Here is a 25,720-nt window from a genome sequence, read left to right on the forward strand (position 1 = left end):
TCAACGGGAAGAGGACTGGGCGGCAGCCGCACGCTGCAGCCATTCGCGATTGTGGTCTTTGGCGTAGCGTGTCCAGTGTTTGGCGTCGCGCAGGATGTCATCGAACAAGGCTTGCGCGCGCTGCTTGTCGGCATCGTTGTCCTGCGCGCGCAGCCATTCGCCGAAGAGACAGCGGGCGGCCGCGTCGTTGCCACACGTGAGCGCCTGCTCGAACGCTTCGCGGGTATTCGGCGCGCCGGTGGCGGCCAAGGCACGTGCGTACAGCAACGTGGGATCGGGCTGCTGGCGTGCAATGCGATGGACCTCGAACAGCTTCTCCAGCGTGTCCTTGGCGAGTGCCGCGTCGCCGGTGGCGGACTGGGCGCGCGCCAGGCCGAGCAACAGAGCCGGGTCCGAGGCAAACGGGCCCGTGGCGGCCTGCTCGAAATGCTCGCGCGCCTCCTTGGCGTTGCCGGCTTGCAGCAACGCCTCGCCCAGACGCAGGCGGTGCTGCACGGTCGGCGCGCGATCGAAATCAATGCGCGCTTCGCGCACGGCGCGGTTCGGGTCGATCAACTGGGTGACGGCGCGGCCGGCCACGCGGGCGCCGCGCGAATGGCGAATCTCCGGCAGGTAAATGGCGAAGAAATACACCACACTGCCCAGCAGCGGAAACACAAACAGAATGAACAGCCAATACATGTTCTGGTTGCTGCGCACACAGTGCACGGCAAAGAACAGCGCAACGATGACGTGAAACCCGATTCCGAAGAACGACATATCAGGAGCCCGATGACAGAACACGCCGACGCACCGCCGGCCACGGGCGCGATTGTGACAGATGAGCCGATGAAGCAGAAAAACGCTGCCCGGGCTTGCGCTGCCGGCGTACTGCCACCGCCGGGTGATTCAATCGCGGCCGAGATAGTCGAACTTGCCGATCTCCACGCCGTTATGACGCAGCAGCGCATACGCCGTGGTCACGTGGAAGTACAGATTCGGCAGCACAAAGCCGCGCAGGTAGTCCAGGCCGTTGAAATGCAGCTCGCGCGTCGGGCTCTTGAGCGTGATGGCGCGGTCTTCGCTGCCCTCAAAGGCTGCGCGGTCGATGCTGTTGACGAAGGCCAGCGTCTTGGCGATGCGCGCCTTCAGTTCGGGAATCGTCGCCTCGTCATCCGGATACGAAGGCACCTCGGTGCCGGACAGGCGCGCCGCCCCACCCTTGGCCATATCGCACGCAATCTGTACCTGGCGCGTGAGCGGGTGCATGTCGGGCGCCAGGCGCGCGTTCAGCAGGTTGGCCGGGTCGAACTTCCGGGCCTCGGCATGAGCCGCGGCCTTGTCGAGCAGGGCCGACAGGTTGCCCAGCATGCGATTAGCGGTTGGCACCAGAAACGCATACATCGACGGGGTCGTCATCAGGTTCTCCTCGGGTAGCAAAAACGGGGACAGCGGCGGACGCGCTTCAGCCCGCGTTGGCGTCGTCGCGCACCGGCAGTGCGGTCGAATACTTGATCTGCTCCATCGCGAACGAGGCGCTGACGTCCGACAGCGGCACGGCCTTGATGAGCTGCTTGTACACGCGGTCATAGTCTTCGATGCCGGTGACCGCCACGCGGAGCAGGTAGTCGATATCGCCACTCATCCGGTAGACCTCGACCACCTCCGGCATGTCGCAGACCACCTGTGTGAAACGCTGCGCCCATTTCTCCGTGTGCTGGTCGGTGCGCACGGCAACGAACACGGTGGTGCCGACGCCGAGCTTGCGCGCGTCGCACAGCGCCACCTGCGCGCGGATGACGCCGGTCTCCTTGAGCCGCTGCACCCGCTTCCAGCAAGGCGTCTGCGAAAGATTCACGCGCTGCGCCAGTTCGGCAATGGGCAGCGTCACGTCGGCCTGCAACAACCTCAGCAGCTCGCGGTCAATGGCGTCCATGGGCTCTCAAAAATGGTTTCTCCAGATGGCACATTCTAAGGAATTATTTTCCTGACAAGCCGAATTCTGCAGGCCATTTTGAATTATTTTTCCCGCGTGCCCGCCGTATCATTTCCTCGACCGAATGCCTCCAGAGAACGAAATGACCGATCGCAACACCAACACGCCGCACTACCTCGACTACGCCGCCACCACGCCGGCTGACCCGCGCGTGATCGCCGCCATGATGGCGTGCCTCGGCATCGATGGCGCCTTCGGCAACCCGGCATCGAGCTCGCATGCAACCGGCCGGCTGGCGCGCGACAAAGTCGAGCGCGCCCGCGAACAGGTGGCCGCGCTCATCGGCGCGGATGCGGACGAGATCATCTGGACGTCCGGAGCCACCGAATCCAACAACCTCGCGCTGAAGGGCTACGCAGACACCGCGACCGCGAAGCGCCATCTCGTCACCAGCCGGATCGAGCACAAGGCCATCCTCGACACGATGGCGAACCTGTCGACGCGCGGCTGTTCCGTCACGTACGTGGCGCCGACTTCTTCCGGGGAAATCACGGCCGAGGCCGTCGCCGCGGCCATCGGCCCGGACACAGGGCTCGTCTCGCTCATGCTGGTGAACAACGAGCTCGGCACCCTGACGGACATCGGCGCCATCGCGCAGGTCGTGCACGCCGCGGGCGCGCTGCTCCATGTCGACGCGGCGCAGGCGCTCGGCAAGACGCCCATCGACGTACGTGCGCTCGGCATCGACATGATGTCGATGTCCGCCCACAAGGTGTACGGGCCCAAGGGCATCGGCGCGCTGTATGTCCGGCGCGACATCGCAGCGCGCATCGCACCGCAGATGCACGGCGGCGGACACGAGCGCGGGCTGCGCTCCGGCACGCTGGCCACGCATCAGATTGTCGGCATGGGCGTCGCGTGCCAGCTTGCGGCAGAAGACCTTGCGAGTGAGACGGCTCGCATTGCCGCGCTCAGCGAGCGGCTGAAAACGTCGGTGCTGGCGCTCGGTGACGTGGTGCATAACGCTGGCACGACGCAGCGCATTCCGCACACCTTGAGCCTGACGGTCAATGCGCCGGGCTTCTTCCCGTTCATGCTGGGTGACACGCTCGCGGTGTCGTCCACCTCGGCGTGCAATTCCGCAGCCGGTACGCCATCGCATGTGTTGTCGGCCATTGGCCTGGACGCAGCGGCTGCGGGCCGCACGGTGCGCATCAGCCTCGGCCGCTTTACGACCGGGCACGACATTGACGCGGCCATTGCCTGCTTCCGCCAGGCCATCGAGCAATGCCGGGCCACGGCATCGAGCGGGTTGGCCGCCTCGCGGCAGATCGTGCCGGCAGACCTGAAAGCCATCCGCGATGCGGGGTTCCGCTCGGTCATCTGCAACCGCCCCGACGGCGAAGGCGACGACCAGCCGGCCTTCGCGGAAATCGCCGCGGCTGCCCGCGAACTGGGGCTGGAAGCGCGCTACCTGCCCGTGGAGCCGAACCGCATCGGCGATGCGGAAGTCGATGCGTTCGGCGCCTTGGTCGATGCATTGCCGAAACCGATCCTGGCGTACTGCAGAAGCGGCAACCGCGCGAGCGCGCTGTGGAACCGGCTGGCGGATCAGCGCCAAGCCCGGTAGGCGCAGCGGTTCACACTCGATGCGCGCTGTCCGCCCGGCGCCGTTTACTCCACCCAGTTGACTTTCGGGAAACGGCCGGCGAACGCCTGTGGCATCGGCACGACCTTCTTTGCCACGTAGTCGAAGAACACGAAGCCGGACTTGGCCATGGCGATCAGCGTGTCGTCGGCCGGACGCGTGATGCGGAAGATGATGTCGCCGCCGTACTTGTTGAAGTCCATCACGCCAACCTCGAACAACAGCTGGTCGCGCGCATGCGCTTCGTTGCGGTACATGGTGGCGAGATCGGTCACGATGATGCCGGCGCCCTCATGGTTCACGTCCTCGCTGGCAAACTCGTAAAGGAACCGCGCCCGCGCCTCGGAGATCATCGAGATCATCGAGTCATTGGCAAGATGGTTGGCCGCGTTGATATCGGTCACGCGCACGGTGAGGTGGGTGCCATAGCAGAATTGGTCGGCGGGCAGATCGAGCTTGAGACGGGCCATCGTGGAATCGGCAGGAACGAAATGAGCGCCGCCCTGACGGGGCGGGCGGCAAGGCGCTCATCATACGCGCCGGCCTGCGCGTTGCACGATGCGCTGCCGACGCAACCGTGCGAAGCCCCCGCCGCGATCCCTGCATGCGCTCGAACGTGTCCGCGTTCGTCATCACAGCGGGCGACAAGGCCCGACGACGTGCCACACCGTCTGCATCTTGCGGTGGCGCAGCCCCCCCCCGTGAACGCGCATACCATGTCGCCCTTGGGATGCGTGCAAAAAAAATCGGGCCTGTTTTGCAAATGCTTCTCGGCCCGTCGATGAACAGTTGTGCAAAGGTCGGTGTCGCTTAGCGCGGGCTCGTGCTCGTGGCGCCCGTGCCTGCTCCGCTCGCGCTGCCGCTTGAGCTCGTGCCGGTGCCATATCCCGGTTGAGACATCGAGCCCGTCCCTGGCGTCACGCTCCCGGAGCCTGCAGCCGAGCCCGTTCCGCTACCGGCGGCAGTACAGCCGGCGAGAACGCCTGCGATGACGAATGCGAGCGCACTGATTGAAGCTCTCTTGCTCATGTGGTCCTCCATCTTTCGGTGATCAGCCTTCCCCAGAGCACGCACGTGCAACGCCTGGAGGGCTGTGACGACCGACGAGCAAACGACGTTCCAACGCACCCGCACGGTACGTAAAGACGACCTCGCCCCGTTGGGGGAGTGAGGACGAACATCGAGGGTTGGACATGCTGATGGAACATGCACTGCACCCGCGCACGAGGTGGCTCGGCATGACAGGGCAACACGGGCGGCCCGTTGCGATGGCGACTGCGCTCGCTGCCTTGGCTGTACTAGCCCAGACGCCGCTGCATCGATGACAGCGTGCCTGGATCGTCAGCCCGGCATATCGAGCCATCGCCGCAGCGTCCGCCAGACGTGCAGCTTCTCGGCGTACGGAACGGTATAGGCGGGGCTACTGGAAGGCAGCCGCAGGATGTGATGCCGATCACCATGCCGCCCGAGCGCCTTCACACCCATGCGCTCGGCCGTCCCGCCATTGAAGGCAATCGCAACCAGGTTCGGTAGCGATTCGATCAAGCCCACCAGATCATTGCCGGCGTGGTCGCGGATCTTGCTGTCCAGGCTGCCCTCGCGCTTGGCTTGCGCCACCACGTCCCACAGGCCGATGCGATGTGCCAGGAGCGTTTGCAGGCGCGCGGCGTAGTCCATGCCCGGCAGATCTTCGCCGATGACGTCACCGACGAGCCGCCAGAACTGGTTGTGCTTGTAGGCGTAGTACTGCGATTGCGCAAGCGATGCCTCGCCGGGCAGGCTGCCCAGGATCAGCACGCGCGTGTGCGCGTCGACCACGGGCGGAAAGCATCGCTTGAGCGTCACTGCGACAGTACGTCGATCAGGCCAGCAGGCGGTTCACGCGCTGCACATAGGCAGCCGGATCGGCCAGCGCGCCGCCTTCGGCCAGCAACGCCTGGTCGAACAGCACATGCAGGCGATCCTCGAACGCGGCGCGGTCCTGCTCATTGCCGGTCACGGTTTCCAGCAGCGCCAGCTTGCGCACCAGCGGATGCGTCGGGTTCAGCTCCAGCACCGGCTTGGTCTCGGGCGCCTTCTGCCCGGCCTGCTTGAGCAGGCGCGCGAGCGTGCCGCTGATGTCGCCTTCATCGGCTACGAGGCACGACGGCGAGTCGGTCAGGCGGTGCGTCACGCGCACGTCCTTGGCCTTGTCGGCAAGCACTGCCTTGGCGCGCTCGACCAGCGCCTTGAACTCGCCCTCCACCTTGGCGTGCTCGGCCTTCTCGGCTTCGTCTTCCATGGCGCCGAGGTCCAGATCGCCGCGCGCCACCGACACGAGTTCCTTTTCTTCAAACTCGTGCAGGAACGAGAGCATCCACTCGTCCACGCGATCGGTCAGCAGCAGGACTTCGACGCCCTTCTTGCGGAAGATCTCGAGGTGGGGGCTCGATTTGGCGGCCGTCCAGCTCTCGGCGGTCACGTAGTAGATCTTGTCCTGGCCTTCCTTCATGCGGCTGACATAGTCGGCCAGCGAGACGGTCTGGGCGCTGTCTTCGTTGTGCGTGGAAGCAAAGCGCAGCAGCTTGGCAATGCGGTCCTTGTTGGCGTGGTCTTCGCCGATGCCCTCCTTGAGCACCTGGCCGAAGTTCTGCCAGAACGTGGCGTACTTTTCCTTCTCGGCGGCGTCATCCGACTCGGCCATCGATTCGAGCATGCCCAGCACGCGCTTGGTCGAGCCCTCGCGGATGGCCTTCACGTCGCGGCTTTCCTGCAGGATTTCGCGCGAGACGTTCAGCGGCAGGTCGGCCGAATCGATCACGCCCTTCACGAAGCGCAGGTAGCCCGGCAGCAGCTGCTCGGCGTCGTCCATGATGAAGACGCGCTTGACGTACAGCTTCAGGCCGCTGCGGCGCTCGCGGTCCCACAGGTCGAACGGCGCGTTGGTCGGGATGTACAGCAGCTGCGTGTATTCGCTGCGGCCTTCCACGCGGTTGTGCGTCCAGGCGAGCGGCTTGCCGTTTTCGTGCGCGATGTGCTGGTAGAACGCGACGTACTGATCGTCGGTCACGTCGGCGCGCGGGCGCGCCCACAGCGCGCTGCCCTGGTTGATGGTTTCCCATTCGTCCTGGGCAACCATCGCCTTCTTCTCTTCGTCCCACGTTTCCTTGCGCATCTGGATCGGCAGGGAGATGTGGTCCGAGTACTTCTGCACGACCGACTTGATGCGCCAGGCATTGAGGAAATCGTCCTCGCCCTCGCGCAGGTGCAGCGTAATGGTGGTGCCGCGCTCGGCGCGCTCGATCGTGTCGACGGTGAATTCGCCGTCGCCGGCGCTTTCCCAGCGCACGCCTTCATTGGCAGGCACGCCCGCGCGGCGCGATTCCACCGTCACGCGATCGGCCACGATGAAGGCCGAATAGAAGCCCACGCCAAACTGGCCGATGAGGGCAGCGTCCTTCTGCTGGTCGCCCGAGAGCTGGCTGAAGAACTCGCGCGTGCCGGAACGGGCGATGGTGCCGAGGTTGCGGATGGCCTCGTCGCGGCTCATGCCGATGCCGTTGTCGGCAATGGTGAGGGTGCGCGCGGCCGCATCGAAGCCGATGCGGATGCCGAGCTCACCGCCACCCTCCAACAGCTGGGGGTTGGCGATGCCCTCGAAGCGCAGCTTGTCCACGGCATCCGAAGCGTTGGAAACCAGCTCGCGCAGGAAGATCTCCTTGTTGCTGTACAGCGAGTGGATCATCAGGTGCAGAAGCTGCTTCACCTCTGCCTGGAAAGCCATCGTCTCGTGCGGTGCGCTCATGTGTGTGATGTGCAAAAAGTCAGTGAAAACGAAAGCGAAGCGGGCTCCACGTCGCGTATGCCCGCGTGAATTTGTGTCGCTAGATAGGGCGTCCGGCCTCAATTTCAAGAGCGGCGTTCGGTTTGCTGCCGTCCTTCTGCCTGGTCTGTCTGGTCATGTTCGTGGCACTTGCTGCCTGGAACGGGCGAAAGCACCGGCGTACATATGCAACTTCAGCCCTTTTCCAGCTGCTCGGCCAGGAAGCGCAGCATGTCGGGGTCCCCGCTGGTGGCGATGTTGAAGCGCATCCACGTGGACGGCATCTGCGACGGCGAAAACAGGCTCCCGGGCGCAAACACGTAGCCTTGTTCGTGCCCGGCGCGGGCGATGGCGTTGGTGTCCTGCCCTGTGTCGGCCCACAGGAACATGCCGGCGCCCTGCTGCGCAAAGAGTTTCAGACCCATGCGCTCCAGATTGCGCTGCACGCCGTCGCGGGCCCGATCCAGTCGGCCGCGCACCCGTTCGACATGCTTGCGGTACTGCCCTTCGGTCAGGATCTTGTACAGCACGCGCTCGTTGATCTCGGGCGTGGCAAACCCGGTGAGCAGCTTGGCATCGGTCAGGTTCTTGGCCAGTTCCGGATGGCAGGCGATGAAGCCCACGCGCAGGTTCACCGCCAGCGTCTTGGAAAAGCTGTTCAGGTAGATCACGCGGCGCAACTGGTCGAGGCTCGCCAGCCGCGTGGCCTGATAGCCGGGCGGGGCAAGGTCACCGTAGATGTCGTCTTCCACGATCAAGAAGCCGTATTGCTCGGCCAGCCGCAGCAACTGGAAGGCCTTGGCCGCCGACAGCGACGTGCCTGTCGGGTTGTGCAGGATCGAGTTGATCACCAGGAGCTTGGGGCGGCGCGCCTGCACCAGCCCTTCCAGCGCGACGAGGTCCGGCCCCTCGGTGGTGTAAGGCACGCCGATCACCTGCGCGCCCTGCGCAGCGAAGCGGCCGAACATCAGGAACCACGCCGGATCGCCCACGAGCACCGTGTCGCCCGGCTGCACGTACTGGCGAGCGATGAGGTCGAGCGACGCGGTGATCCCCGAGGTCACGACGATCTGTTCGGGCCGCGCCCCGATCTCGAGTTCCGCCAGCCGGGTCTGCAACTGCTGGCGCAGCGGCAGAAAGCCCTGCGGCGTGCCGAGCGACAGAAACTGGTTGCCGTTCAGCCGTCCGAGCGAACGCAGTGCATTGGCGATGAGTTCGCCGTCCAGCCAACCGTTGGGCAGGAAGCCGACGCCCGGGGCCTTGCGCGGCTCGGCCGAGTGGAACATGTTGCGCAGCAGCCAGGTCACGTCGATCTTGCGCGCCGTCGCCGGCGGTGGGGGCGGCTCCTCCGGCAGCGGCGTGTGGCGCTCCTTGACGTAGAAGCCGGACCCGCGACGCGACTCCAGATACCCCTGCGCCACCAGCCGCTCATAGGCCTCGACCACGGTGAAGCGCGAGATGCTCTTCTCCTGCGCCAGCTGCCGGATCGACGGCATGCGCATGCCGGCCCGAAACACACGCTCGTCGATGCGCATGCGGGCCCATTCGGTCAGCTGGTCCACCAGCGTCATCTGCGCCGAAGGAATCGGGTCGGGCAACTGCTCCGCGGCCGGACGTGCCGCCGGACGGCGGGCGTCCAGGCTGATGACGTGAGAGGAACCGGTCATGATGGAAGGGCCGAAAACTGTACCGAAAGCGCCACGATAAAGTGTACAGGTACTGTACAGACGCACTTCGTTACCATCAAGGTCGGACTTTCGCCCCCACGCTACGGAGCACCGCCATGCCGACGCTGAAGCGCTTTGACGAAGACGCCTACCGCACCACCTGCGACGCCACCGTCGTCGCCGTGCATGCCGATGGCATCGAGCTGGACCAGACCGTGTTCTACGCCCGCAGCGGCGGCCAGGCCGGCGACACCGGCGTGCTGGTGCTGAGCGACGGCCAGACCGTGGCGATTGCCGACACGGTCTACAGCCCCGATCGCCAGACCGTGCTGCACGTGCCGGCCGAAGGAACAGACCTCGCCCGGATGGCGCCCGGCACGGCCGTCACCGCCACCATCGACTGGGAGCGCCGCCACCGCCTGATGCGGCTGCACACGTGCCTGCACCTGCTGGGCTCGCTGATTCCGGTGCCGGTCACGGGCTGCGGTATCTCGCCGGATTCCGGCCGCATCGATTTCGACCTGCCCGAATCGACGCTCGACCGCGACACGCTGACCGCGCAACTGAACGAGCTCATCGGCCGCAACACACCGGTGCGCATCGACCTCATCACACCCGAGGAACTGGCCGACCAGCCGGAGCTCGTGCGCACCATCGGCGCGGCGCCCCCGGCGGGCGCGTCGGCCATCCGCATCATCCACATCGACGGCATCGACCGCCAGCCGTGCGGCGGCACCCACGTGCGCGCCACCGGGGAAATCGGCCGCGTGGTCGTCACGAAGATCGAGAAGAAGAGCCGGCAGAACCGCCGGGTGGCCGTGGCGTTTGCCGATTGAACAGCACGCCATGACCAGGCCCGCCTCCCTGCCCCTCGCGCGTGCCCCGGACCACGCTGAACGCCGCGGCATGCTGCTCGGCTTCATCGGCGTGGCCATCTTCAGCCAGACGCTGCCGTTCACGCGCATGGCCGTCGCCGAGCTGGACGCCACCTTCGTGGCGCTGGCGCGCGCGGTGCTGGCGAGCGCGCTGGCGCTGGCGCTGCTGGCCGCAACGGGCGCCTTCTCCGTCGCCAGACGCCCGCGGGGCCGCCAATGGTGGCAGCTGGCCGTGACGGCGATGGGCGTGGTGGTGGGCTTCCCGCTGTTCTCGTCGCTGGCGATGCAGGACGTGCCGGCCGCGCACGGCGCCATCATCACCGGCCTGCTGCCCCTGGCCACCGCCGTGTTTGCGGTGTGGTTCGGGCGCGAGCGGCCGTCCGTCGCGTTCTGGCTGTGCGCGGTGATGGGCAGCGCGCTCGTCGTTTCCTTTGCGCTGCTGCAAGGTGGGGGAGCCCTGCACCGGGCGGACTGGCTGCTGTTTGCCGCCATGGTGACGGGCGCGCTCGGCTATGCGACGGGCGGCAGGCTCTCGCGCGAGCTGGGCGGCATGCAGACCATTGCCTGGGCGCTGGTCATCTCGCTGCCCGTGCTGTTGCCGATGGTGGGCGCGCTGGCGTGGCTGCCGTCCACGCACCAGGCCGAGGCGCTGGCGCACGCATCGGCCCGCGCATGGATGGGGCTGGCATACGTGTCTGCGTTCTCCATGTTCGTCGGCTTCCTGTTCTGGTATTCGGGCCTGGCCGCGGGCGGTGTGGCCCGGGTCGGCCAGATACAATTGCTGCAACCCTTCATGACGCTCATTGGCGGCTGGCTGCTGCTCGGCGAGTCGCTGGATGCGCCCACGGCGCTGTTTGCGCTGGCAGTGATTGCCGTGGTCGGCATCGGCCGGCGGACGTCCGTGCGCCGCTAGCGTCATCCGTCCGATTTTGCTCACTGCTTCAACACAAGGAGTCTTCATGTCCGCCACGCACGACGCCCAGGCCAAGCTCAAGCAACTGGGTATCGAACTGCCCGCCGCCGGCGCCCCCGCCGCCGCCTACGTCATGGCCGCGCAGACCGGCAACCAGGTGTTCCTGTCGGGCCACATCGCCAAGAAGGACGGCAAGCCGTGGGTCGGCAAGCTCGGCGCCGACATGACCACCGAAGAAGGCAAGGCCGCCGCGCGCGCGATCGCCATCGACCTGATGGCCACGCTGTCGGCCCACCTGGGCGGCGACCTTTCCCGCGTCAAGCGCATCGTCAAGGTGATGAGCCTGGTCAACTCCACGCCCGACTTCACCGAGCAGCACCTGGTCACCAACGGCGCGTCGGAACTGCTCGCCGAGGTGTTTGGCGAGGCCGGCAAGCACGCCCGCAGCGCGTTCGGCGTCGCGCAGATTCCGCTGGGCGCGTGCGTCGAGATCGAGCTGATTGCAGAAGTCGCCTGAGCACCGCTTCGGCCCGGCAAGGCCGGGCCGTTGCCTGCTATCCTCCCCGTTTTGCCCACCTGTGGCGCCTGCTCACGAGGTGGGCGCTGCGCAACACTAGGACCACACCATGGACCACGCTTCCTGTACCTTCTCCAGCCGCGCTCAGAAGCTCACGAGCTCGGCGATCCGGGAAATCCTCAAGATCACCGAACGCCCCGAGGTGATTTCGTTTGCCGGCGGCTTGCCTGCCCCGGTCACCTTCCCGGTCGAAGCGATTCAGGCGGCGTGCGCCCGCATGTTTGCCGACAACCCGCAGGCGTCGCTGCAGTACACGCCCACCGAGGGCCTGTCGACATTGCGCGAATGGATTGCCCAGCGCCACGGCACGACGGCCTCGCGCGTGCTGATCACCACGGGATCGCAGCAGGGCCTGGACCTGCTGGGCAAGATCTTCATCGACCCGCAAAGCAAGGTGCTGGTCGAAACGCCCACGTATCTGGGGGCGCTGCAGGCGTTCTCGCTGTTCGAGCCGGCCTATGCGTCCGTGCCGACCGACGACAAGGGCCTGCTGCCCGACGCCCTGACGCCCGAACTGGCGGCCGGCGCACGCTTCTTCTACACGATCCCGAATTTCCAGAACCCGACCGGCCGCCGCCTGCCGCTGGACCGCCGCCACGCCCTGGTGGCCCGTGCGAAGGAACTCGGCGTGCTTCTGGTGGAAGACGACCCATACGGCGAACTGAGCTACACCGGCGACCAGCTGCCCTCGCTGCGCTCGCTCAACCCGGACGGCGTGATCTACATGGGCTCGTTCTCGAAGATCCTCGCGCCGGGTATGCGCCTGGGCTACATCATCGCGCCCGAGCCCATCCACTTCAAACTCGTGCAGGCCAAGCAGGCTTCCGACCTGCATACGCCCAGCTTCACGCAGCGCGTGGCATACGAAGTGCTGAAGACCGGGCTGCTCGACTCGCATATCCCGACGATCCGGGCGCTGTACGGCAAGCAGTGCGAAGCGATGCTCGAATCGCTCCAGCGCCACATGCCGGCCGGCGTGCACTGGAACCGCCCGGAAGGCGGCATGTTCATCTGGGTGGAAGTGCCCGAGGGCATCGACACCATGACCTTGCTGGAAAAGGCCGTCGCGCGCAATGTGGCGTTCGTGCCCGGTGCGCCGTTCTATGCCAACGCGCCGCGTCGCAATACGCTGCGCCTGGCATTCGTGACGGTGCCGCCGGAGCGCATCGAACAAGGTATTGCGGTGCTGGGCGAACTCATCCGCGCAGAAATCGCGGCGCTCACGCCGAAGGCCGCCTAAATTTACGTCACGACTTGAGAAAGGAGCCGTCGTCGATGTTGCGGATCTGGGGAAGACTCTCTTCGGTCAACGTGCAGAAAGTGGTCTGGTGCGCGCATGAGCTGTCGCTGGACCACGAGCGCATCGACGTCGGCGGCGCCTTCGGAGGCGTCAACACACCCCAATTCCTGGCAATGAACCCCAACGGCATGATCCCCGTCATTGAAGACGGCCTGGACGATGCCGGCGACAGCCGCTTCGTGCTGTGGGAATCGAACGCCATCGTGCGGTATCTGTCGGCGCGCTACGGCCCGGGCACGCTGTATCCGCTGGAGTTGCACGAACGCGCCGATGCCGACCGCTGGATGGACTGGCAGACCACGTCGTACAGCCCGGCGATGGTCGACGCGTTCATGCAACTCGTCCGCACGCCCGAGGATGAGCGCGACGCCGAACGCATCGAGCGCTCGCGCAAGTCGGCCGAACGCGCAACGGCCATCCTCGACACGGTGCTTGCCAAGCAGCCCTACGTAGCCGGCCAGCGCTTCACCATGGCCGACATTGCCTGCGGCTGCGCCACGCACCGCTGGCTGGGCTTGCCGATGGACCGTCCGTCCCGTCCCAACCTCGAACGGTGGATGGCCGAGCTGCGCGATCGGCGTGCAGCGCGTTCAGTGCTCGCGCTGCCGGTCGTGTAAGCGGCCCCCAAAGCAACTGCGGTAGCATCACCCACCGCGCACGGCACCCGGGCCGGCGCGGTTTTTTTTGTTTTCACCGAGGAAAACCCGGATGCCACTGAACCGCCCTTCCACCACCGTCGCCACCGTCCTGTGGGGTGCGCTGTACCTGGTTGCCGCCATCGTGTCGCATCGGCTGAACGGGCCGGTCGACATGACGGGCTATCTCTGGCTGCCGGCCGGCGTGACCATGGCTGCGTTCATGCTGCGGCCGTACCGCGAATGGCCGGGACTGGGCGCCGCGTTTGCCGTGGCGCAGTTGGCGCTGGCGGCCATCGAGCGGACCAACCCCGCACACGCAATGCTGTTCGTGCTCGACGAGGCCGGCAGCGCAGCCCTGGCCGTGGCCCTGGTGCGGCTGGCGCGCGTGCCGCTCGAGGGCCTGTACTTCCTGCGCGCGATGCTGGCGGCCGGTGCGTTCAGCGCCCTGCTCGGTGCGCTGTTCGGCGCGGCATGGTTTGCGTGGTCGCAGGATGGCGCGTTCGGGCACGTGCTGCGCATCTGGGCGGCCTCGGACTTCCTTGGCGTGCTGATCGTCACGCCGGTGCTGGCCGCGTGGTCGCGCTTCCGCGCCTTCCGCTCGGGCGGCACGGACCGCACCGACTTCCTGCTCGGGCTGGCAGCGTTCATCGCGCTGGCGCTGTCAGCCTACCTGATCTTCGATGGCAACAGCGTCATGAAATTTGGCGCCGGCGTTGGCTTTGCGCTGACGTACGTGCCGCTGTTCTTTGCCGTGGTGGTGGCGCTGCTGTGGGGCGGACGCGGCGGCTCGCTGGCGGTGCTGCTGCTGACGTTGACGGCGCTGACGCAAACCGCCGAGGGCGACGGCCCGTTCGCCGTGCTGGACCAGCATTATGGCCAGTCGCTGCTGGAAGCGCAGCTGTATCTGGGCATCGCCGCGCTGCTGGTGCTGCTGGTGAGCGCGCTCAAGACCACGCGCGAGCAACTGCACGAGCAAAGCGCGCAATGGCAGAACCGTGTGGAACTGGCGCTGGCGGCATCGAGCCAGCTGGTGTACACCATCGACCCGGCCAGCGGCCGCATCGACTGGGGCGGCGACGTGGTGCTTGCCTTCGGGCACGACGCGGCCAGCATGGCCTCGGTGTCGACCGTGCTGCAGCTCGTGCATCCGGACGACCGTGATGCGCTGCGCGCACGCTGGCTCGGCGCGGCACCGCTGGACGATGAAGCGGCGACGCCCGCACGCCGCCAGACCCTGCGCATCACCGCCCGCGACGGCACGCTGCACACCGTCGTCGATACCGGCGGGCCGCTCACGGATGCAATGGGCAATACGGCGCTGGTGGCCGGCACGTGGTCGATTGAGACGGCGCTGTGACGATGCAGCGTGGCAGCACGGCGGTGCTGCTGATCCACGGCCTGGGCGGTACGGCCTATGACCTGGGCGTGCTACAGAAAGCGCTGCGCAGTGCCGGCGCGGCAACGCACGCGCCGACCCTGCCCGGACACGGCACGCATCCGCAGGACCTCGTCGGCACGGTGGCCGAAGCGTGGCTGGAAACACTCGCGCGAGCGTACCGCGAGCTCATTGCCGAGCATGCAACCGTACACATCGCGGGCATGTGCATGGGAGCGTTGCTGGCGCTCGTGCTGGCGCACCGTGTCCGCCACGGCATCGACCGGCCGCAGGACCGCCTCGCCTTGCTGGCCACGCCCATCCATATCGACGGCTGGTCGACGCCGTGGTATCGGGAGCTGCGGCACGCGGTGTATCGCATTCCCGGCATGGCAGCGCGCATGCGCGTGGAAGAAGACGAGCCGTTCGGCATCAAGAACCCACTGTTGCGGCGGATCATCAAGGCCAAGCTCGCGCGCGGCGACAGCTTCCACTACCCCTGGGTGCCGCTGGCCTGCATCCGGCAGGTCGACCGCCTGCGGCGCTGGGCACGGGACGCGGCGCCCGGCACGCGGTGCGAGACGCTCATCATCCACGCGCGCGAAGACGAACTCACCAGCCTGCGCTCCGCGCAGACGCTGCAGGCGGCGCTGCCCCGCGCGCGCACCGTGGTGCTGGAAAACAGCTACCACATGATCTGCGTGGACAACGACCGCGATCAGGTCGCAGCGGAGGTTCTCGGCTTCTTCGGCTTCGACCCAGCTGTAGGCACAGCCAGGCGCAAGAGCATCGCCACTGCCGAGTGATCAGGCCGCGGGCCCGCGCCCCGTCACCTCGTGCTCGTGTGCCGCATCGAGCCGGCGCTGCCGCTCGCTGCCCTCGAACACGCGCCGCACGACCACGAAGAACACCGGCACCAGGAACACCGCCAGCACCGTTGCCGTGATGATGCCGCCCAGCACGCCCGTCCCGATGGCCCGCTGGCTGGCCGATGCCGCGCCGCTCGCCATCGCCAGTGGCACCACGCCAAATGCAAATGCCAATGACGTCATCACGATCGGTCGGAAGCGCAGCCGCGCGGCCTCCAGCGTGGCTTCAATCAGGCCCATGCCTTGCGCCACCAGATCCTTGGCCACTTCGATGATCAGGATCGCGTTCTTGGCCGACAGGCCGATGGTCGCAATGAGCCCGACCTTGAAGTAGATGTCGTTGGGCAGGAAACGCAGCGTGGCGCCCAGCAGCGCCCCCAGCACGCCAAGCGGCACGACCAGCATGACGGCCAGCGGAATCGACCAGCTTTCGTACAGCGCCGCCAGGCACAGGAACACCACCAGGATCGACAACGCAAACAGCGCCGGCGCCTGCGCACCCGACAGGCGCTCTTCGAACGATTGGCCCGTCCACTCGTAGCCGAAGCCGTCGGGCAGCGCGCGTGCGATCGACTCCATCGCCGCCATGGCCTCGCCGGAGCTATGGCCGGGCGCGGGCGAGCCGGTGATCGTCATGGCGGGGAACCCGTTGTAGCGGTCGAGCTTGAGCGGCCCGACGACCCACTTGGCCGTGGTGAAGGCGGAGAGCGGCACCATCGCACCGGCCGCGTTGCGCACGTGCATGCGGCCGAGCTGCTCGACCGAGACGCGCTGCTTGCCGTCGGCCTGCACGATCACGCGGCGCACCTGGTTGCGGTAGACGAAATCGCCCGCATAGTCCGAGCCGAACATCACTGCGAGCGTGCGGTTGATGTCCTCGATCGACACGCCCATCGACAGCGCCTTCTTGCGGTCTACGTCGATCAGCACCTGCGGCGCATCGCCCTGGCCTGCAAACGTGACTTCGGCCAGCGCCGGGTGCTTCGCGGCTTCGGTGAGCATGCGCTCCCGTGCCTGCACGAGGCGCTCGTAGCCGGCGCCGCTGCGGTCCTGCAGGCGCAGGTCGAAGCCGGGCTTGCTGCCCAGCTCCGGCAGCGCGGGCGAGTTCATCGCCATGACGGTCGCGCTCTTGATCTTGCCGAAGGCGGCATTGGCGCGCTCGACCACGGCATCGACGTGCTGGTCAGCGCCGTTGCGTTGCTTCCAGTCCTTGAGCGTCAGGAACAGCATGGCCGCGTTCTGGCCGTTGCCGTACAGACTGAAGCCCGTGATGGCGAGCGTGGACGCCACCGCCGGCTCCTGCGTCATGAAGTAATGCTCCGCCTGCCGCACGACGTCGAGTGTCTGCGCCTGCGTGGCGCCGGTCGGCAATTGCACGATGGTCATGAACTCGCCCATGTCTTCCTCGGGCAGGAAGGCGGTCGGCAATCGCATGAAGAGCAGCACCGCCACGCCGATGACGGTTCCGTATGCGATGAGCGCGCGCCCCGTGCGGTTGAGCAGCCTGGCGACGCCGCCCTGGTAGCGGGCCGTCAATCGCGCAAAGCCGCGGTTGAACGCGCCAAAGAAGCCCTTGCGTTCGGCGCCATGCCCGTGCACGGGCTTGAGCACGGTCGCGCACAGCGCCGGCGTCAGCGTGAGCGCCAGGAAGGCCGAAAACACCATCGACACCGCCAGCGACAGCGAAAACTGCCGGTAGATATTCCCCACCGCGCCGCCAAAGAACGCCATCGGCACGAACACCGCCGTCAGCACCAGCGAGATGCCGACGATGGCCCCGCTGATCTGCCGCATCGCCTTGGCCGTCGCCTCGCGCGGAGAAAGCCCCTCTTCATGCATTACGCGCTCGACGTTTTCCACCACCACGATGGCATCGTCGACGAGGATGCCGATGGCCAGCACCAGGCCGAACAGCGTCAGCACGTTGATGGAGAAGCCCAGCGGGAGCATCACGGCAAACGTGCCCAGCAGCGCGATGGGCACCACCAGCGTCGGGATGAGCGTCGCGCGCAGGTTCTGCATGAACAGCATCATCACCAGGAACACCAGCACCACGGCTTCGAGCAGCGTCTTGAGGACCTGCTCGATCGCGATGCCGACGAAACGGGAGCTGTCATAGGCGACCTCGTAGCGCACGCCGGGCGGGAAATTCGCCTGCGCTTCGTCCAGCACCGCGCGCACGCGCTTGGCGACGCCCACCGCATTGGCACCCGGCGCGAGCTTGATGCCGATGGTCGTCGCCGGCTTGCCGTTCAGGCGCGAGAGGTACAGGTAGTCGCTGCCGCCCAGCTCCACGCGCGCCACGTCGCGCAGCAGCACCATGCGGCCCTGCGCGTCGGCACGCAGCGGAATCTCGCCGAACGCCTCCGGTGTGGTCAGGCCGTCGTCGCCCGTCACGCTTGCGTTGATCGGCGCGCTGTTCGGCACCGCGCCACTGCCGATCTCGCCCACGGTGATGCGCGCGTTGTAGCGGCGCACGGCATCGCTCACATCCCCGGCGGTGAGGCCGAGTGCAGTCAGCTTGTCCGCATCGGGCCAGATACGCATGGCGTATTCGGCATCGAACAGCTGCGCGGTGCCGACGCCCGGCACACGGCGCAGTTGCGGGATCAGGTCGGACGACGCAAGGTCGCCCAGATCGATGCCGTCGAAGCGCCCGCGCTCGGCCGACAGCGACAGATACATCATGTAGTTCTCGGCCGCCTTCTCGATGCGGATGCCGTTGCGGCGCACCACTTCCGGCAACCGTTCCTCCACGATCTTCAGCCGGTTCTGTACCTCCACCGCGGCAAGGTCAGGGCTGGTACCCTGCTTGAACGACAGGTTGATCGACACATTGCCCGCCGCATCGGACGACGACGACATGTACAGCAGCCCCGGCGCGCCGTTCATCTCGCGCTCGATGATGGCGGTCACGGCGCTTTCCACCGTGCGCGCGGAGGCGCCCGGATACGTGGCCGAAATGCTGACGTTGGGCGGCGCGATGTTCGGGTACTGCGCCACCGGCAGGGTCGGCAGCGCGAGCACGCCGGCCAGGATGATGGCCAGCGCAATCACCCAGGCAAAGACCGGGCGGTCGATAAAGAAGCGTGCCATGGTCAGCCCTTCTGCGGCTTGGCGCCCGTGCGCTCGCCTGTCGGCACCGGCTTGACCGCCATGCCAGCCCCCAGCGTCTGCATGCCGGGAATAGCGATACGTTCGCCGCCGGAGAGGCCGCTGGTCACGAGCCATTGGTCGCCGGCCAACGTTTGCGCAGTCACCGCGCGCATGGCCAGCGTGTCGTCGGCCTGCACGACGAACACCGATGCGCCGTGGCGATCGCGCTGCAACGCGCCCTTCGGGACCGCCACCGCGCCCTGCTGCACGGCATGCGACAGCCTCACGCGCACGTACATGCCCGGCAGCAGCAGGCCATCGGGGTTCGGCAGCACGGCGCGCATCGAGACGTTGTCCGTCGCGCGGTCCACAGCCAGGTCCGAGAACAGCAGCTTGCCCGGGCGCTCATAGGCCACGCCGTCGCTCAGGATGACCTGCACGCCGATGTCCTTGGCGGCCAGCGCGGCGGCCTGGCCGGTCTTGAGAGCGCGTTGCAGGGCCAGCACCTCGGCGGCGGGCTGCGCGAAATCGACGTAGATGGGGTCGATCTGTTCGACGGTGGTGAGCGGCGTGGCCGCGTCTTCCTTGACGAGCGCACCTTCGGTGACCTGGGCGCGACGCGAACGGCCCGTGATCGGTGCCGTCACGGTGGCGTAGCCGAGGCGCAATTGCGCCGTTTCCAGCGCAGCGCGCGCCGAGATGACTTCCGCCGCAGCCTGGCGCTCGGCGGCCTGCGCTTCGGCGTATTCGAGTTCACTGACGGCGTGCGTGGCAGCGAGGCCCTTGTAGCGCGCCGCCTTGTCACGGGCGATGGACAGCTGTGCCTGCGCACGGGCCAGCGCCCCTTGCGCGGCATCCACCTGCGCCTTGAGCGGTGCGGGATCGATGCGGAACAGCACCTGCCCGGCCTTGACGACCTGGCCTTCGTCATAGGTGCGCTTGAGCACGATGCCGTCCACACGCGCACGTACTTCGGCGGTGCGATACGGCTCGATGCGGCCGGGCAGTTCCGTCACCAGCGGAGCATCGGCGCGCTGCGCAACGGCAAACTCGATTTCCGGCGTGCCTGCCGGCCTGGCGGCTTCATCGGCATGCCTGCCGCACGCCTGCAGCGTGGCCAGCGCGCATGCGCACAGCAACGACGTGGACGAACGGACACCACGGGACAACACGGAGAACATCATGGGAGGGGGCTGGGCGCGTCCGCGCCCGAGGTCTTGAGAAGCGAAGCGGAAGGCTAGCACGCACACCTGCCCCTGGCTGTCCGATTGATTTGCCAATCTGAACAAGACCTTACGATTGTCCACAATCAGGCAATGCCCGCCCGTTCCGGGGCGTCACGGCTTGCGTCAGAACACGCGGCCGAGCTGCAGATAGACGTTCCACACACCTTGCGGCGCCACGGCAAAACCGAAGTACAGCGGCCCGATCGGGCTGTTGCCGCCAACGAACAGGCTGCCACTCTTAAGGTAAGCCCCCCGGCCGAAGTTGTTGCGCAGCTGCCAGACGTTGCCGGCCTCGGCACTCGCTCCGAACACCGGCGCCCGCAAGCCGAGCAGATCGTTGATGCGCAGATCGTACAGATACGTCAGCCGGCCGTAGAGCAGGTACTGACCGTTGAACTGATCCTGCGCATAGGCAGAAAGGTGCTGGAAGCCGCCGAGATAGAAGCCTTCGTTGGCACCGCTGCCGCTGTTGCCGCCGTTCTCGCGCGTGGGGCTGTTCGCCCCGAACTGGCCGGCGCCCTCCAGCGCCACGTTGAAGGTATGGCGCCCGTAGCTGGTGGCCCACAAGCCCTTGGCCTGCGCGGTGTTGTACTTCTTGTCCAGCGAGCCGAAGCCGGCTTCCACGCTGCTGTACAGGTAGTAGCCGCTGCGCGGGAACAACGGATCGTCAAGTTGATCGAGCGTGAGCTGGGCGCGGAACGCCGGCTGTTTGGCGCGCACCGTCGGCAAGTCCATCGCACCCATCGGCACACCGGTTTCGTCGGTTTCCAGCAGCAGGTAATTGAACGTCGCGCTCTTGCTCACGTAGTTCACGCCCAGGCGCAGTTCGCCCTTGCGGCCCAGCGGAATGCCGAGGTCGACGCCAGCGCGCGCCGTCTCGATCGTCAGGTTGTTGAACGGCTTGACGTCCTTGGTGGGCGGCAGGTCGTCAAAGTAGATGTCCGAGCGGCGGCGCGAGTATTCGGCGTACGGCGCGATGTAGAAGCCGCGCGCCTGCCACAGCGGCTGCCGCAGCTCCGTGTGGACGCTCGCGCGGTTGCTGCCCAGCACGAGGTCGTTGCGCCATTCCAGCCCGCTCTGCGTGAGCCACGGATACCGATGCCCAAGGTTGACGTTGAACGCGCCGCGGCCATCGAAGTTGGTCGACATGCCGAGCCCGAACAGGAAGAACTGGTTGCCCCACGATTTCTCGTGCGCGTCGATCCGCAGCGTGTGCACGCCGTTCTCTTCCACCAGCCGCTGCGTCACGCTCTCGAAGTCCCCCGTGGTGGACAGCGCCGAGAGGTCGCGGTTGAGCTGTTCGGCGTCGTACGGGTCGCCCTCGTGCACGTTGAGCATCTGCCGCACGCGCGCGGCCGGCACGCGGCCGTTGGTCGTCACCGCAATGGCATCGATGCGCGTGCCGCTCGCCAGCGTGCCGCGCGGAGTGTGCTCGGCCCGGTAGGCGGCATAGGCCTGCGGCGAGAGCGACAGCGCGGCCAGCCGCGCCTGCACGCCCTGCGCGGCCTTCTCGCCCTGCAACACGCCCTGCGGGCCCTTGGCGAAATCGGTGAACGACAGATCGCGCAGCTGCGGCTCGATCAGCACGTCGTCGCCGCGCAGCAACGCCTTCTGTGCGCGCACGTTCTGGCCCACGAGGATGGTGATCATCTGCTGCGTCACGGCCGCTGGCGAGGCGAGGTCTTCCGGCCGCAGCAAGTCCGAGCCGATGTTCACGGCGATGATGATGTCCGCGCCCATGTCGCGCGCCAGCTGCACCGGCAGGTTGCTCACCAGCCCGCCATCCACGAGCGTGCGTCCGTCCACCTCGATCGGCGCGAACAGGCCCGGCACCGCCATGCTGGCGCGCATGGCCAACGGCAGCGAGCCGTGGTCCAGGATCACGGCGTCGCCGGTCGCAAGATCGGTCGCCATGGCCTTGAACGGAATCGGCAGGCGCGCGAAGTCCGTGTTGTCTGGCCACTGCGCCGTCCAGTTCTTGAGCAAGGCAAGCAGCCGGTTGCCCTGCACGAGCCCCGTCGGCAGCTTCAGGCGGCCGTCGCCGTAGCCCGCCGACAAGCCGATCGGATACTGGAAATCGTCTTCCCGCAGCGATTGCGGCAGCTTGGCGCGCTCGTTGCGGTCGAAGGCGATGTCGCTCAAGTCCACCTGCGAGAGCTTCTGCTCGAGTTCATCGGCGCGCAGTCCGCTGGCATACAGCCCGCCTACCACGGCGCCCATGCTGGTGGCGGCAATCACGTCCACAGGGACGTGCATGCGCTCGAGCATCTTGAGCACGCCGATATGCGCGTAGCCGCGTGCGCCGCCACCCGACAGCACCAGCCCGATGCGCGGCCGTGCGGCCTGTGCCCGGCTGGCGGCGGAGCCGGAGGCCTGCGCATGCACCGCCGGCGACAGCGCAATCAGCATCGCCAACATGGCGAGCGCCGCGGCGGCCCGTCGGGACGCGCAGCGGCAAAGCGAAAGAGCCAGGAAAGCCATAGACCGGGTGCGATGTTTTCTTGTTGGGCGACGTTGCAGGCGCAATGATTCCACAACCCGGATTTACCCGGTGCAATCGCGTGCGCCGCGCCACGGCGCCCTCGGGCACCGATGAATACTTTTCAGTATGAAAGTGACAGAATATTGCCCGGACCCGGACACGCTTGTTCCTACAATCCGCGATTGTCCTTTTCACGGGGCAACAGAAGACGTTCGGTGACCGAAGCACCTTGCTCAAGAAACTGAAACGCCCAGAACCAGGAGGAGATCAAGATGTGGAATCAAGTCTATGACCCGCTCGGTAACGCGGTGTGGTCCACCATCGCCGCCGGGATACCGGTCGCGGTACTGCTGTGCTCGCTGGCATTTTTCCATGTGCAGGCCCATCTGGCCGCGGGGCTCGCGCTCATCGTCGGGGTGGGCATCGCCTCGTTCGTGTTCGGCATGCCGGCTGCCATGGCGGGCAAGGCGGCGGGGCTGGGCATCGTCTCCGGGCTGTTCCCGATCGGCTGGATCGTTCTCAACATCATCTTCCTGCACCGGCTCACGACGCTGAATGGATCGTTCAAGGTCTTGCAGAGCTCCATCTCGGGCATCACCGAAGACCGCCGCCTCCAACTGCTGCTGGTGGCGTTCAGCTTTGGCGCGTTCTTCGAGGGCGCGGCGGGCTTCGGCACGCCGGTGGCCGTGACGGGCGCCATCCTCATCGGCCTGGGTTTTTCGCCGCTGGCCGCATCGGGCCTGGCACTGATCGCCAACACGGCGCCGGTGGCCTACGGCGCGCTGGGCGCACCGCTGATCGGGCTGGCCTCGGTCACGGGGTTGGACCTGCTGCAGCTCTCGGCCATGGTGGGCCGGCAGCTGCCGTTCTTCTCGGTGCTGGTGCCGTTCTGGCTGATCTGGGCGTTTGCGGGCTGGCGCGGCATGCTGCAGATCTGGCCCGCGATTCTGGTGGCGGGCGTGTCGTTCGCCATTCCGCAGTATCTGGTCTCGAACTTCCACGGGCCGTGGCTGGTGGACGTGATAGCGGCGCTGGTGTCGATGGGCTCGCTCACGCTGTTCCTCAAGGTGTGGAAGCCCAAGACGATCTGGACGTCGACCGCCCTGCGCAACCGCGAAGACAACTCCCGCGTCGACCCCGAAGCCGCCGCGGAAGCCCGCGAAGCCACCACCTCCACCGACGGCAAGATCACGCGCGTGCAGGCGTGGCTGCCGTGGGTCATCCTGACCGTGTTCGTCTTCATCTGGGGCGTGCCGCAGTTCAAGGCGTTTGCCGACGGCCTGTGGGCGTTCAAATTCGCCATCCCGGGCCTCGACAAGATGGTGCTCAAGGGCCCGCCGGTGGTGCCCAAGGTGATTGCCGAGGGCGCGGTGTTCAACTTCAACGTGCTGTCGATGGCGGGCACGGGCATCCTCGTGTCGGCCATCGTGGGCGGCCTGCTGATGGGCTATTCGGTGCCGCGCCTGCTCAAGGAGTACTGGAACACCATCAAGCTCACGCGCTATTCGCTGCTGACCATCTGCGCGATGTTCGGCATCGGTTATCTCACGCGCTATTCGGGTCTGGACGCCACGCTCGGGCTGGCCTTCGCCCACACGGGCGTGCTGTATCCGCTGTTCGGCACGATGCTGGGCTGGCTGGGCGTGGCGCTCACCGGCTCCGATACCGCATCGAACGTGCTGTTCGGCGGCCTGCAGAAGACCACGGCGGAGCAGCTCGGCCTGTCGCCGATCCTCATGTCGGCGGCCAACAGCTCGGGCGGCGTGATGGGCAAGATGATCGACGCGCAGTCCATCGTCGTGGCCTCCACCGCCACCAAGTGGTACGGCCACGAGGGCGACATCCTGCGCTACGTGTTCTTCCACTCGATCGCGCTGGCGTTCCTGGTGGGCCTGCTGATCACGCTGCAAGCCTACGTGGAGCCGTTCACGCGCATGGTCGTGCATTGACTAGGCCCCGCCTCACGGCAAGAGCCCCGCTCCACGCGGGGCTTTTTCTTTGCCTGGAAGTAGGGCTTAGGCCAAGCGGCGCCCCAGCGTTTCCGGCACCATCGCCAGGCCGATCAGCGACACCAGTCCGCAGCCGATGACATAGAGCGCCGGCGCATTCGCGTTGCCCGTCAGGTGGATCAGCTCGGTCGAGAAGAACTGCGCGAAGCCGCCAAAGATGGCGATGGCGACGCAATAGGCGATCGACAGCCCGGTCGCCCGCAAACGCTGCGGCAGCACCTCGCTCACCAGCACCATCGACGCGGGCGAGGTCATCGACATCGGCACCGAGAGGCAGCCGACCACGACCAGCAGCCGCGCAAGCGAGGGCTCGGCGTTGATCAGCGCGAAGGCCGGATAGATCATCGCCAGCAGCGCAACACGCGACCACAACACCACCTTCCGGCGCCCGATGCGGTCCGCCAGCCTGCCGGCAGACGGCGACAGCAGCACCTGCACCAGCGCCGCAATGCACGCCGCCCAGATGCCCAGCGACAGCGGCATGTGCAGCACGCTCACGGCGTAGTTGCTGAGGTAGTAGACGATGATGTACGTCGACGAAGCCACGCCGATCATCAGCAGGATGCTGGCCACCAGCGCGCTGCGGTGCTCGCGCAGCAGCGGCAGCATCGCCCCGGCCTCATGCGTGCTCGGCGGTGCGGCCGTTTCTTCCAGCCGGCGGCGGATAACGAGGCCGACCGGAATGACAAGAATGCCGATCAGGAAGGCGAGCCGCCAGCCCCACGACTCCAGCGACGCCGGCGCCAGCACGTTGCTCAGCAGCAGGCCCACCAGCGCGCCGAAGAGCGCCGCCAGGCCCTGGCTGAACGGCTGCCAGCTCGTGTAGAAGCCGCGCGAACGGTCATCCGCGTATTCGAGCAGCAGCGCGGTCGAGGCGCCCATCTCGCCGCCGATCGCAAACCCCTGCACGAGCCGCGCCAGCACAACGAGCACCGGCGCCACGATGCCGATCTGCGCATACGTCGGCGTCACGACAAAGATCAGCGACGACAGGCCCATCAGCCACAGCGTCAGCGCCACGGCGGGCTTGCGGCCGGCGCGGTCCGCATACATGCCGATCAGCAGGCCGCCGAGCGGCCGCATCAGGAAGCCCACGCCAAATGTGGCGAACGACATCAGCAGCTGGCCGGTCGCGTTGCCGACCGGAAAGTACAGCCGGCCGATCAGCGTGGCAAAGAAGCTGTACACCACGAAATCGTAGAACTCGAGCCCATTGCCGATCGTGATGGCGGCAATGGCGCGCGTGCGCGAAAGTGGCCGAGCAAGCGCCGGCGCCCGAACATTGTCGGGGGCGCCGTAGGACGGGGCGGTCGTGTGGTTGGGCATGA

General features: G+C 66.8%; 20 protein-coding genes. 9 read left to right on the forward strand and 11 right to left on the reverse strand.

The window, feature by feature from the left end:
• The 3 genes from A6M56_RS23325 to A6M56_RS23335 form a co-directional block, all read right to left on the reverse strand.
• A complete protein-coding gene (locus tag A6M56_RS23325; RefSeq protein ID WP_045786407.1) occupies positions 1-759 on the reverse strand; it encodes a tetratricopeptide repeat protein in 759 nt (252 codons plus the stop codon).
• A gap of 129 nt (positions 760-888) precedes the next feature.
• Positions 889-1,398 (reverse strand): DUF1993 domain-containing protein, encoded by a 510-nt coding sequence (locus A6M56_RS23330; RefSeq protein WP_102079529.1) that lies wholly within the window; start codon positions 1,396-1,398, stop codon positions 889-891.
• Positions 1,399-1,444: 46 nt separating this feature from the next.
• On the reverse strand, positions 1,445-1,915 hold the full coding sequence (locus A6M56_RS23335) for an Lrp/AsnC family transcriptional regulator (protein ID WP_045786405.1): 471 nt from the start codon (positions 1,913-1,915) through the stop codon (positions 1,445-1,447).
• A 142-nt stretch (positions 1,916-2,057) separates the two neighbouring features.
• Here A6M56_RS23335 and A6M56_RS23340 point away from each other — a divergent pair, with 142 nt between their 5' ends.
• Complete coding sequence (locus A6M56_RS23340; protein ID WP_102079527.1) at positions 2,058-3,545, forward strand: aminotransferase class V-fold PLP-dependent enzyme; 1,488 nt, start codon at positions 2,058-2,060, stop codon at positions 3,543-3,545.
• A gap of 44 nt (positions 3,546-3,589) precedes the next feature.
• Here A6M56_RS23340 and A6M56_RS23345 read toward each other — a convergent pair whose 3' ends face one another.
• From A6M56_RS23345 to A6M56_RS23360, 4 genes are all read right to left on the reverse strand, one after another.
• The gene (locus A6M56_RS23345) at positions 3,590-4,033 is read right to left on the reverse strand and encodes a thioesterase family protein (RefSeq protein ID WP_045786403.1); all 444 of its coding nucleotides are present in this window, start codon (positions 4,031-4,033) and stop codon (positions 3,590-3,592) included.
• Positions 4,034-4,904: 871 nt separating this feature from the next.
• Positions 4,905-5,408, reverse strand: a complete 504-nt coding sequence (locus A6M56_RS23350; protein ID WP_045786402.1) for a DNA-deoxyinosine glycosylase — start codon at positions 5,406-5,408, stop codon at positions 4,905-4,907.
• A gap of 16 nt (positions 5,409-5,424) precedes the next feature.
• Complete coding sequence (htpG, locus tag A6M56_RS23355) at positions 5,425-7,347, reverse strand: molecular chaperone HtpG (protein ID WP_062739356.1); 1,923 nt, start codon at positions 7,345-7,347, stop codon at positions 5,425-5,427.
• Between the two features lie 212 nt (positions 7,348-7,559).
• Positions 7,560-9,032: an aminotransferase-like domain-containing protein gene (locus A6M56_RS23360; RefSeq protein WP_102079526.1), complete on the reverse strand. Its 1,473-nt coding sequence runs from the start codon at positions 9,030-9,032 to the stop codon at positions 7,560-7,562.
• Between the two features lie 116 nt (positions 9,033-9,148).
• Here A6M56_RS23360 and A6M56_RS23365 point away from each other — a divergent pair, with 116 nt between their 5' ends.
• The 7 genes from A6M56_RS23365 to A6M56_RS23395 all read left to right on the forward strand — a co-directional run bounded on the left by A6M56_RS23365 (position 9,149) and on the right by A6M56_RS23395 (position 15,516).
• On the forward strand, positions 9,149-9,868 hold the full coding sequence (locus A6M56_RS23365; protein WP_102079525.1) for an alanyl-tRNA editing protein: 720 nt from the start codon (positions 9,149-9,151) through the stop codon (positions 9,866-9,868).
• Between the two features lie 10 nt (positions 9,869-9,878).
• Positions 9,879-10,820 carry a DMT family transporter gene (locus A6M56_RS23370; protein ID WP_062739359.1) on the forward strand — a complete coding sequence of 314 codons (942 nt, stop codon included), beginning with the start codon at positions 9,879-9,881 and terminating at the stop codon, positions 10,818-10,820.
• A 46-nt stretch (positions 10,821-10,866) separates the two neighbouring features.
• A complete protein-coding gene (locus A6M56_RS23375; RefSeq protein WP_045786397.1) occupies positions 10,867-11,337 on the forward strand; it encodes a RidA family protein in 471 nt (156 codons plus the stop codon).
• Between the two features lie 109 nt (positions 11,338-11,446).
• Positions 11,447-12,637, forward strand: a complete 1,191-nt coding sequence (locus A6M56_RS23380; RefSeq protein ID WP_045786396.1) for an aminotransferase-like domain-containing protein — start codon at positions 11,447-11,449, stop codon at positions 12,635-12,637.
• Positions 12,638-12,672: 35 nt separating this feature from the next.
• Positions 12,673-13,314: a glutathione S-transferase family protein gene (locus A6M56_RS23385; RefSeq protein WP_045786395.1), complete on the forward strand. Its 642-nt coding sequence runs from the start codon at positions 12,673-12,675 to the stop codon at positions 13,312-13,314.
• A gap of 91 nt (positions 13,315-13,405) precedes the next feature.
• A complete protein-coding gene (locus tag A6M56_RS23390) occupies positions 13,406-14,692 on the forward strand; it encodes an MASE1 domain-containing protein (RefSeq protein ID WP_045786394.1) in 1,287 nt (428 codons plus the stop codon).
• Positions 14,693-14,694: 2 nt separating this feature from the next.
• The gene (locus tag A6M56_RS23395; protein WP_045786393.1) at positions 14,695-15,516 is read left to right on the forward strand and encodes an alpha/beta hydrolase; all 822 of its coding nucleotides are present in this window, start codon (positions 14,695-14,697) and stop codon (positions 15,514-15,516) included.
• Here A6M56_RS23395 and A6M56_RS23400 read toward each other — a convergent pair whose 3' ends face one another.
• The 3 genes from A6M56_RS23400 to A6M56_RS23410 form a co-directional block, all read right to left on the reverse strand.
• Positions 15,517-18,675, reverse strand: a complete 3,159-nt coding sequence (locus tag A6M56_RS23400) for an efflux RND transporter permease subunit (RefSeq protein WP_102079523.1) — start codon at positions 18,673-18,675, stop codon at positions 15,517-15,519. It lies immediately after the preceding gene.
• Between the two features lie 2 nt (positions 18,676-18,677).
• Positions 18,678-19,859: an efflux RND transporter periplasmic adaptor subunit gene (locus A6M56_RS23405; protein WP_102079522.1), complete on the reverse strand. Its 1,182-nt coding sequence runs from the start codon at positions 19,857-19,859 to the stop codon at positions 18,678-18,680.
• Positions 19,860-20,024: 165 nt separating this feature from the next.
• Positions 20,025-22,382: a patatin-like phospholipase family protein gene (locus A6M56_RS23410; RefSeq protein ID WP_102079521.1), complete on the reverse strand. Its 2,358-nt coding sequence runs from the start codon at positions 22,380-22,382 to the stop codon at positions 20,025-20,027.
• A 273-nt stretch (positions 22,383-22,655) separates the two neighbouring features.
• On the opposite strand from A6M56_RS23410, the gene A6M56_RS23415 reads away from it, so the two are divergent.
• Positions 22,656-24,332: an L-lactate permease gene (locus A6M56_RS23415; RefSeq protein WP_045786389.1), complete on the forward strand. Its 1,677-nt coding sequence runs from the start codon at positions 22,656-22,658 to the stop codon at positions 24,330-24,332.
• A gap of 66 nt (positions 24,333-24,398) precedes the next feature.
• Here the strand turns inward: A6M56_RS23415 and A6M56_RS23420 are convergent, their stop codons facing one another.
• Positions 24,399-25,718 carry an MFS transporter gene (locus A6M56_RS23420; RefSeq protein ID WP_102079520.1) on the reverse strand — a complete coding sequence of 440 codons (1,320 nt, stop codon included), beginning with the start codon at positions 25,716-25,718 and terminating at the stop codon, positions 24,399-24,401.
• Positions 25,719-25,720 lie beyond the last annotated feature (2 nt).

The sequence above is a fragment of the Ralstonia sp. RL genome (genome assembly GCF_001683835.1).
Lineage (GTDB): Bacteria > Pseudomonadota > Gammaproteobacteria > Burkholderiales > Burkholderiaceae > Ralstonia > Ralstonia mannitolilytica.

Bases quoted from the DNA above. Each gene is read 5' to 3' on its own strand.
- A6M56_RS23400 (WP_102079523.1), bottom strand. From the start codon at position 18,675: ATGGCACGCTTCTTTATCGACCGCCCGGTCTTTGCCTGGGTGATTGCG.
- A6M56_RS23365 (WP_102079525.1), top strand. From the start codon at position 9,149: ATGCCGACGCTGAAGCGCTTTGACGAAGACGCCTACCGCACCACCTGC.
- A6M56_RS23345 (WP_045786403.1), bottom strand. From the start codon at position 4,033: ATGGCCCGTCTCAAGCTCGATCTGCCCGCCGACCAATTCTGCTATGGC.
- A6M56_RS23385 (WP_045786395.1), top strand. From the start codon at position 12,673: ATGTTGCGGATCTGGGGAAGACTCTCTTCGGTCAACGTGCAGAAAGTG.
- htpG (WP_062739356.1), bottom strand. From the start codon at position 7,347: ATGAGCGCACCGCACGAGACGATGGCTTTCCAGGCAGAGGTGAAGCAG.
- A6M56_RS23410 (WP_102079521.1), bottom strand. From the start codon at position 22,382: ATGGCTTTCCTGGCTCTTTCGCTTTGCCGCTGCGCGTCCCGACGGGCC.
- A6M56_RS23405 (WP_102079522.1), bottom strand. From the start codon at position 19,859: ATGATGTTCTCCGTGTTGTCCCGTGGTGTCCGTTCGTCCACGTCGTTG.
- A6M56_RS23340 (WP_102079527.1), top strand. From the start codon at position 2,058: ATGACCGATCGCAACACCAACACGCCGCACTACCTCGACTACGCCGCC.
- A6M56_RS23330 (WP_102079529.1), bottom strand. From the start codon at position 1,398: ATGACGACCCCGTCGATGTATGCGTTTCTGGTGCCAACCGCTAATCGC.
- A6M56_RS23420 (WP_102079520.1), bottom strand. From the start codon at position 25,718: ATGCCCAACCACACGACCGCCCCGTCCTACGGCGCCCCCGACAATGTT.
- A6M56_RS23415 (WP_045786389.1), top strand. From the start codon at position 22,656: ATGTGGAATCAAGTCTATGACCCGCTCGGTAACGCGGTGTGGTCCACC.
- A6M56_RS23375 (WP_045786397.1), top strand. From the start codon at position 10,867: ATGTCCGCCACGCACGACGCCCAGGCCAAGCTCAAGCAACTGGGTATC.
- A6M56_RS23335 (WP_045786405.1), bottom strand. From the start codon at position 1,915: ATGGACGCCATTGACCGCGAGCTGCTGAGGTTGTTGCAGGCCGACGTG.
- A6M56_RS23395 (WP_045786393.1), top strand. From the start codon at position 14,695: ATGCAGCGTGGCAGCACGGCGGTGCTGCTGATCCACGGCCTGGGCGGT.
- A6M56_RS23390 (WP_045786394.1), top strand. From the start codon at position 13,406: ATGCCACTGAACCGCCCTTCCACCACCGTCGCCACCGTCCTGTGGGGT.
- A6M56_RS23325 (WP_045786407.1), bottom strand. From the start codon at position 759: ATGTCGTTCTTCGGAATCGGGTTTCACGTCATCGTTGCGCTGTTCTTT.
- A6M56_RS23380 (WP_045786396.1), top strand. From the start codon at position 11,447: ATGGACCACGCTTCCTGTACCTTCTCCAGCCGCGCTCAGAAGCTCACG.
- A6M56_RS23360 (WP_102079526.1), bottom strand. From the start codon at position 9,032: ATGACCGGTTCCTCTCACGTCATCAGCCTGGACGCCCGCCGTCCGGCG.
- A6M56_RS23370 (WP_062739359.1), top strand. From the start codon at position 9,879: ATGACCAGGCCCGCCTCCCTGCCCCTCGCGCGTGCCCCGGACCACGCT.